Here is a 7,708-nt window from a genome sequence, read left to right as displayed (position 1 = left end):
GTGGCATCCGGCGGGTACTGATCCCGCCGGATGCCACTGTGGGCGCGGAGTTCGGTAAGAATGGTGCCATGGCTTCCTCCCCCCGCCTCCTTCCGGACCCACGCCGGATCTCCGCCGCCCGCGGACCGGCCGCCCGCGCTGCACGCGCAGCCGCTGCCGATGTTTCGGCCGCCGCTGCCGACGTTTCGGTCAAGGGCAGCGCCAAATGGGCCCTTGCCGGCATCGTTGGCGGCAGCGCGGCGGCCGGGTTGCTGGCCGCCGGGTCCTCCGCCCTCGCCCTTTATTTCGCCCGCCGGGTCATTACTCCCGCACGGGTCAGGGAGGAGGACCAGGAGGTGCTCGCTGTGATCCGGGGCGGGCACGGCCTGCGGCTGATCCTTGCGGCGACGCCGGAGGCCACGGTCGAGGGCGTCTACGGATTCTTTTTTGACGGCGGCCGCGGACACGCCAGGATCGGCCGGATTGTGTCCTATTCGCCGGCGGAGCGCACGGTGGAACGCGAAGTCGAGGCCGTCTACAGCGGCGATCTCCGCAAGGCGCGCCGCGGCTACTGGAGCGGAGCCGCGCACCCGGACCCGGCAAGCATCGGCCTGGCATCAGAAGACGTGGACATCGACGTCGACGGCGGGACGGCGCCGGCGTGGCTGGTCCGGGCCCCGCAGGAGTCCGGCATCTGGGCGATCATGGTGCACGGGCGCGGGGCGAGCCGGCAGGAATGCCTGCGGGCGGTCCGGACGGCCCGGGAACTGGGCATGTCCAGCCTGTTGATCTCCTACCGGAATGACGGACTGGCGCCCTCGGCGCAGGACGGGCGCTACGGCCTCGGCTCCACCGAATGGCGCGACGTCGAGGCGGCCATCGGCTTTGCCCTCGAGCACGGCGCGAGCGAAGTGGTGCTCTTTGGCTGGTCCATGGGCGGGGCCATCTGCCTCCAGACCGCCGACTTGTCCCGCTACCACCCCCTGATCCGGGCCATGGTGCTGGATGCGCCGGTCATCAACTGGGTGAATGTGCTGGCGCACCACGCCGAGCTCAACCGGATTCCCTCGGCCGTGGGCCGCTACGGGCAGTTGATGATGAGTCACAAGCTGGGCCGGCGGCTGACCGGCCTCGCCGCCCCGGTGGACCTCAAAGCGATGGACTGGGTTTCCCGGGCGGTGGAACTCCGGACGCCGACCCTGATCATCCACAGTGTCGACGACGAATACGTTCCCTACGGGCCGTCCGCCGCCCTGGCCGAAAAGAACCCGGAGATGGTCACCTTCGAGACCTTCGACCGTGCCCGGCACACCAAGGAATGGAATGTCGATCCGGAACGCTGGGAGCGGCTGGTCACGGCCTGGCTCGGGCAGCAGCTCGCGCCCCGCCCGAATCCGGGCCAGTCGACACCGGAATAGCCCCAGCCGGACCAGCCGACCGCGGACCAGCCGACCCCGGACCAGCCGACCCCGGACCAGCCGACCCCGGACCAGCCCACTCCGGCATAGCCCCAGGCGGGGGAGTCAACTTCCCGGGAGCCCGGCTCCGGGGAACGCAGCTCACCGGAATGACGGGCCGGGATTAGTTCCGGCCGGTGCCGATCCGCGCAGTCCGTGCCCCGGTGAGCCGGATCAGTTCGGCCGGGCTCAGCTCGATGTCCAGGCCGCGCCGCCCGCCTGAGACCAGGATCGTGTCGAGGCCCAGGGCGCTGTCGTCCACAACGGTGGGGGAGGGCTGCCGCTGGCCCAGCGGGGAAATGCCGCCCAGCACATAGCCGGTGCGGCGCTGAGCCGCTGCCGGGTCTGCCATCGCCGCTTTCTTGCCGCCCAGCGCCGACGCAATTGCCTTGAGGTCCAGATTTCCGCTTACCGGCACGACGCCGACCGCAAGGCGGCCGTCGACGTCGACCATCAGGGTTTTGAACACCCGGGCCGGATCGATGCCCAGCACCTCCGCGGCTTCCAGGCCATAGCTGGCGGCTGCCGGGTCGTGGCTGTAGGGATGGGCAACGAAAGGAACCCCGGCGGCCGCCAGTGCTGCGGTGGCCGGGGTTCCGTGTGAGGCCTGCTTGCGTGCCATTTTGTCCGGATGTCCGGGTGGTGTCCGGTGCCTGGTCAGGACTGCTGCGGGAGGGCAGCAACCTTGCGCTTGATCCGGCCCAGCATCGCTGTCATCCCGCGCATGCGTAGCGGAGTGATGGCCCGGGTGAGGCCCAGCAGCTCCGGCATGTCGTCCGGGACGGCCAGGATCTCCGCCGGGCTCAGGCCGTCGAGGCCTTCGTGCAGCACACTTGCGAAGCCGCGGGTGGTGGGGGCTTCGGGGGGCGCCTTGAAGAAAAGCCGGACGCTGCGGGCCGCGCCGCCGTCGGACTGTTCGGTTTCAATGGTCAGGAACAGCGGCGACTGGCACTCGACCACCTGTTCCATCAACTCGGGGTGGTCCTTGAGCCGGTCCGGAAGTTCCGGGAGCTCACGGGAGAACTCCAGCAGCAGCTGGAGCCGCTCGGGTTCGGTTACGGCCTGGAAGTCATCAACAATTTCCGCCAGTGCGGCGGGGAGGGCAGAAGTATTCATCCCTTCCAGCTTACGCACGCGCGGCGATTGTGTCCCGGTGTCCCATGGACTGGGACACGTGGCAGCGGCTACTTGGCCGCCGGCACCGTGCCGCGCTCGGTGCCCTTGACGATCGGGGCGCGGACGGCATTGCCCCACTCGGTCCAGGAACCGTCGTAGTTGCGGACCGAGTCGAAGCCCAGCAGGAACTTCAGCGCGAACCAGGTGTGGCTGGAACGTTCGCCGATGCGGCAGTACGCCACGATGTCGTCGCCCTCCTGCAGTCCGGCTTCGCCTAGGTACAGCGCCTCAAGTTCGGGGCGCGTCCGGTAGCTGCCGTCCTCGGCCGCCGCGCGGGCCCACGGAATGGAGGCGGCGGTGGGGATGTGTCCGCCGCGCAGCGCGCCTTCCTCGGGGTAGGCGGGCATGTGGGTGCGCTGGCCGGTGTACTCCTCGGTGGAGCGGACATCGATCAGCGGCTTGCCGAAGTGCGCCAGGACGTCTTCCTTGAAGGCACGGATCGGGGCGTCGTTGCGCTCGACGACGGGGTACTCGCCCGGGGTGGTGGCGGTCTTGTCCGTGGTGATGGCGCGGCCCTCGGCGATCCACTTGTCCCGGCCGCCGTCGAGCAGCCTGACGTCCTCGTGGCCGAAGAGCGTGAATACCCAGAGGGCGTAGGCTGCCCACCAGTTGGATTTGTCGCCGTAGATAACCACGGTGCTGTCGCGGGAGATTCCCTTGGCCGCGGCGAGGGCGGCGAACGCTGCGCCGTCGACGTAGTCGCGGGTGACCTCGTCGTTCAGGTCCGTGTGCCAGTCGATCTTCACAGCGCCGGGAATGTGGCCGACCTCATAGAGCAGCACGTCCTCGTCGGATTCCACCAGCACGAGCTTGCCGTCCTGGAGGGCGCCGGAGTCGATCGCAGCAGCCAGCCATTCGGTGGAGACGAGACGCTCAGGGTGGGCGTAGGGGGCGAACTTTTCGTTCTGCTCAACGGGGTAGGGCATGGTGATGGCCTTTCACTGAAACGGACAGGGACCGGGCCATGGAATGGTCAAATGCGGCGCCGGACCTTCCCCCACACTAGCCACGCCCCGCCGGGATTGCTTCACCGGGTTCACACTCGGAAATATGGTCTTCGTCACGTGCTGTCCTCCCGTCCGACGTCGCCACACCGGCCGTCCGCGCATTGCCGGTATTCTGTCTGGGGACAAGAGACCAGCAGAACGGACCACCTTGGTACAGATCGAACAGCTCGCTGCCCGCACCCCGGCAGTTTCAGTGGATGAACTCCTCAACGGTTTTTATCCGTCGCCGCGCTTCGGTGAGGTTTCGTTTTCCAGCTACCGGCCGGATCCGTCCCAGCCGAGCCAGGCAAATGCGGTCCGGGCCCTGGAAAGTTTCGCGGCGAACGTTGGCGCCCGCGACGGCGATGGGCTCTTCAAACGCCTCTTCGGCAAGAAGGACATGTCCCGCGCCGGAATCTACCTCGACGGCGGCTTCGGCGTCGGCAAGACCCACCTCCTGGCCTCGCTGTGGCACGCCGCCCCAGGGCCCAAGGCCTTCGGCACCTTCGTCGAGTACACCAACCTGGTCGGGGCGCTGTCCTTCCGCAAGACTGTCGAGGCCCTGAGCCACTACAAGCTGGTCTGCATTGACGAATTCGAGCTTGATGATCCGGGCGACACCGTCCTGATGTCCCGGCTCATGCGCGAACTCGCCGACGCCGGCGTCAAGCTCGCGGCCACCTCCAACACCCTGCCGGGTTCCCTCGGCGACGGCCGCTTCGCCGCCGTCGACTTCGCCCGCGAAATCCAGGTGCTGGCGGACCAGTTCGACGTCGTCCGGATCGACGGTGAGGACTTCCGCCACCGCGGCCTGCCTGCTGCGCCGCTGCCGCTGCCGAACGGGCAGCTGACGCACCACATGCAGACTGAGTTCCACGGCAAGACGGTGGCGCGCGATGAGTTCAGCACGCTGATCAACCACCTGGCCGGCGTCCACCCGAGCCGGTACCGCCAGCTGCTGGACGGGATCGAGGGTGTGGTCTGGAAGAACGTCCACACCATCACGGAGCAGGCCGTCGCGCTGCGCTTCGTGGTGCTCGCGGACCGCCTTTACGACAAGGACGTGCCGATCCTGGCTAGCGGCGTGCCGTTCGACCAGCTCTTCACCGAGGAAATGATGACCGGCGGTTACATGAAGAAGTACTTCCGGGCCGTCTCCCGGCTCACCGCTCTGGCCCGCGAGGGCCAGAACCACGAACTCTCCTAAACGCTCCAAGCAACGCGGGGTCATTTCCGGCCCATCCTGATGCCTCGGATGGGCCGGAAATGACCCCGCGTTGTTTCGTTAATCGTTGTCGTGAACCGCCGATACATGCCGTTCGCGGCGTTAAATGCCGGAGGTGCCGGCGCCGCCTCTCGGCGGGACCGGCACCTCGCTGACGTATCTGGGTCAGAGGTCTGGCTGGCGGGGTTCCCCGGCTACGGGGGACTCACCGGCAACGGGAGTCTGATCGACGACGGGGGCCGTATTCGGCCGGTCGTTCGCCTTATCCACGAAATCGGAAGCGCCTCGCTGCACGGCATCAATCTTATCGGCGTGCTTTCCGCCGGTCTTGGAGTCGACGAAATCGCCGGCCTTCTCGATGCCGTCCTTGATGGCTTGTTCGTTGCCACCAATTACTTGCTGAGCCTTGCCCTTTAGATCGTCAAGTAAACCCACGGGCACCTCCCTTCGGTCTCGGAGCCAGATCGCTCCTTGCGCTATCCACCCTAGCGGGACGTGACGGGGGTGCCAAGGGTGTCCGCCCAGAGGGTAAAAGACAGCGGGCCAGGCGCACAGGGCCAAAGGACCCGCAAGCGGCTGGCCACAAAAAAGAGCAGCTCCGAAAGGAGCTGCTCTTGTGGTGGGCGATACTGGGATCGAACCAGTGACCTCTTCCGTGTCAGGGAAGCGCGCTACCGCTGCGCCAATCGCCCGCAACCGGAAGGATCCGGAGTGGAGTTGTAATGAAGAGAGCGGACGACGAGATTCGAACTCGCGACATCCACCTTGGCAAGGTGGTGCTCTACCAGCTGAGCTACGTCCGCATTTTAGTCCATGCCGGCTGGGCCGGTGGTACTGCATCAAGCAAGTCGCCTTGCTCTGGTGGGCGATACTGGGATCGAACCAGTGACCTCTTCCGTGTCAGGGAAGCGCGCTACCGCTGCGCCAATCGCCCCTTGCATCCGACCTAGACCGGAAACCAGGGTTTTCACCGAGGTGGGTACGGGATTCGAACCCGTGTATACGGCTTTGCAGGCCGCTGCCTCGCCTCTCGGCCAACCCACCGTGTAGATAGGATTCCAAAGAACCTTACCGTGACAGTGTCCTGCGAGCGGACGACGAGATTCGAACTCGCGACATCCACCTTGGCAAGGTGGTGCTCTACCAGCTGAGCTACGTCCGCAATATTGTCTGCAATTCCCCGCCGCAACCGGCATTTCCTCGCGTTCCAACGAGTAAGAACTCTATAGGAGGTTCAGGGAACTTACAAATCGAGATGACGACGCCGGGGGTCATGGCCGCTGCATCCTTGAGTTCTAGGCGTTCTCACTAATTACAACGTTGTAATTAGCTATCTTTTTTCCTCGCCGCCCGCGGTGTCGCGCCGGCCGGGCGGCTTTCGCCATGGCCCCTGGGGAGGACGCATTCGGGGACACAGCGCTCCGATTTCTAAATTCCGCCGGGGTGGGCTAGCATTCAATGGCATTGGGGCGATTGGCGCAGTGGTAGCGCGCTTCGTTCACACCGAAGAGGTCACTGGTTCGAACCCAGTATCGCCCACCCAATAGATGGTCCGTTCCGCTCACCGAGCGGGGCGGGCCATTCTTGTTCCTGCCATCCGGTTTGTTTGGGCGGCTCGCGAGTTTCAGCTGTGTTGCCCGTGGGCTGCCCACCCGTCGCACCCATGTTGTGCGGCAGGTGCATCAGGGGATGGGTAGCCCCAGCTGGACCACTTGTTTTTCCACTGTCAGACCCCCGTGAAAGAGTCTTTCCATGACTGCCCCACTTCTTGCCCACGCCACGGACTATGGCCGGATGTACGCTCGCTCCACTTCGGAGCAGTTTTCTGTGCCGTCCATCACGACCGTGATCGGCCAGCAGCCCCATGGCCTGGACGGCTGGTTCGGGTACATGGGAGCCAACAGCCTTGCCCAAGACCCCGCGCTGCCCGGAATCCTCGGCAGCCCGGCTAAGGTGCGCCAGGCGGTGAGCCGTGCCGCCAAGGCCGCGGAGACTTACCGCGACGACGCCGCAAAGCGCGGGGACCGGGTGCACAACTACTGCGAACAGGTTGCGCTGCGCGCCCTGGGCCGGCCTCACGAGATGAAGGAAACCCGTGAGGCCCTCGCCGCTAACGGTGAAGAAGCCTTCGCGGCCCGATTCGACGAGTGGTGGGAACTTTTCCAGGTGGAGCCGATCGCCCCGGAAATCACAGTCTGGAACAAGACTGTCGGCTACGCCGGAACCCTTGACCTCGTCGCCAAAATCAACGGCCGGACCTGCCTCATTGACTACAAGACCAAGGGAACCAGCCGTGACGGCACCGTCAAACCGCTGGATGACAAAGTGGTCATGCAACTCGTGGCGGGTATGAAGGCCGAGGAGAGCCTGGTGGATCCGGTGGCAGGGGAGTGGGAAGCCTGGAAGCACGGCGAATCCCCGATCCTGCTCGCGGTTGCAATTGGGCAGACCGAGGTCCGACCGCTGCGGGCCAACCCGGACGTCCTGAAGCACCACTGGTGGAAGTTCTGCGCCCTGCGTCGCGTCTGGGAAATGTCCGCCGACACGACTGCCGCCGGAACCGCACTCCTCCCGCTGGCCCCGCCGCCCGTCACCCGTTAGAAGCAAATCGGGCCGACGCGGGCCAACGCGAGCCCCCGGTCCTCGGCCAGCAGGTAACCCTCCGGTCCTCGGCCAGCAGGTAACCCGCCGGGCCTCCCGCTGCACATGTGGCACCATGCCGTGTCGAGTCCATTGAGAGTCTCGTCGCTGCCGTCCCCGTTGGTTGCCACCTGCTCTGTAACCCCACGGTCAGGCGGCCGCGCCACGCCCATTCCGAGTTTTGGCGCTGCCGTCCCAGTAGTTCGCCGTTGTTGTTTGGGGGCCGGGGTCAGACGGGGGTGTCG

At 66.0% G+C, this 7,708-nt stretch carries 7 protein-coding genes and 6 tRNA genes; 4 read left to right on the top strand and 9 right to left on the bottom strand.

Annotation, left to right across the window (positions count from 1 at the left end):
* Positions 1-68 precede the first annotated feature (68 nt).
* The gene (locus BJQ90_RS11650) at positions 69-1,397 is read left to right on the top strand and encodes an alpha/beta hydrolase family protein (RefSeq protein WP_319004630.1); all 1,329 of its coding nucleotides are present in this window, start codon (positions 69-71) and stop codon (positions 1,395-1,397) included.
* Positions 1,398-1,560: 163 nt separating this feature from the next.
* On the opposite strand, the gene ybaK is transcribed toward BJQ90_RS11650, so the two are convergent.
* From ybaK to BJQ90_RS11635, 3 genes are all read right to left on the bottom strand, one after another.
* Positions 1,561-2,058, bottom strand: coding sequence for a Cys-tRNA(Pro) deacylase (gene ybaK / locus BJQ90_RS11645; RefSeq protein ID WP_226760414.1), 498 nt, complete (start codon positions 2,056-2,058; stop codon positions 1,561-1,563).
* Between the two features lie 35 nt (positions 2,059-2,093).
* On the bottom strand, positions 2,094-2,552 hold the full coding sequence (locus BJQ90_RS11640) for a SufE family protein (RefSeq protein WP_226760413.1): 459 nt from the start codon (positions 2,550-2,552) through the stop codon (positions 2,094-2,096).
* A gap of 68 nt (positions 2,553-2,620) precedes the next feature.
* On the bottom strand, positions 2,621-3,538 hold the full coding sequence (locus BJQ90_RS11635) for a sulfurtransferase (RefSeq protein WP_226760412.1): 918 nt from the start codon (positions 3,536-3,538) through the stop codon (positions 2,621-2,623).
* Positions 3,539-3,767: 229 nt separating this feature from the next.
* Here BJQ90_RS11635 and zapE point away from each other — a divergent pair, with 229 nt between their 5' ends.
* Complete coding sequence (gene zapE, locus BJQ90_RS11630) at positions 3,768-4,805, top strand: cell division protein ZapE (RefSeq protein WP_226760411.1); 1,038 nt, start codon at positions 3,768-3,770, stop codon at positions 4,803-4,805.
* Positions 4,806-4,988: 183 nt separating this feature from the next.
* Here zapE and BJQ90_RS11625 read toward each other — a convergent pair whose 3' ends face one another.
* The 6 genes from BJQ90_RS11625 to BJQ90_RS11600 form a co-directional block, all read right to left on the bottom strand.
* Positions 4,989-5,258: an antitoxin gene (locus tag BJQ90_RS11625; RefSeq protein ID WP_226760410.1), complete on the bottom strand. Its 270-nt coding sequence runs from the start codon at positions 5,256-5,258 to the stop codon at positions 4,989-4,991.
* A 182-nt stretch (positions 5,259-5,440) separates the two neighbouring features.
* Positions 5,441-5,515 (bottom strand) — tRNA-Val (locus tag BJQ90_RS11620).
* 38 nt (positions 5,516-5,553) lie between these two features.
* Positions 5,554-5,626, bottom strand: a tRNA-Gly gene (locus BJQ90_RS11615).
* A 56-nt stretch (positions 5,627-5,682) separates the two neighbouring features.
* Positions 5,683-5,757, bottom strand: a tRNA-Val gene (locus tag BJQ90_RS11610).
* A gap of 39 nt (positions 5,758-5,796) precedes the next feature.
* Positions 5,797-5,867: transfer RNA gene (locus tag BJQ90_RS11605), tRNA-Cys, on the bottom strand.
* Positions 5,868-5,912: 45 nt separating this feature from the next.
* Positions 5,913-5,985: transfer RNA gene (locus BJQ90_RS11600), tRNA-Gly, on the bottom strand.
* Between the two features lie 305 nt (positions 5,986-6,290).
* Here BJQ90_RS11600 and BJQ90_RS11595 point away from each other — a divergent pair.
* Positions 6,291-6,362, top strand: a tRNA-Val gene (locus BJQ90_RS11595).
* A 213-nt stretch (positions 6,363-6,575) separates the two neighbouring features.
* Entirely contained in the window at positions 6,576-7,424 is an 849-nt protein-coding gene (locus BJQ90_RS11590) for a cytochrome (protein ID WP_226760409.1), read from the top strand.
* Positions 7,425-7,708 lie beyond the last annotated feature (284 nt).

It is taken from the genome of Arthrobacter sp. SO3 (genome assembly GCF_020532825.1).
Classification (GTDB): Bacteria; Actinomycetota; Actinomycetes; order Actinomycetales; family Micrococcaceae; genus Arthrobacter.
Note: the sequence above shows the minus strand (reverse complement) of the source record. Positions and strands in the feature narration are given on the sequence as shown.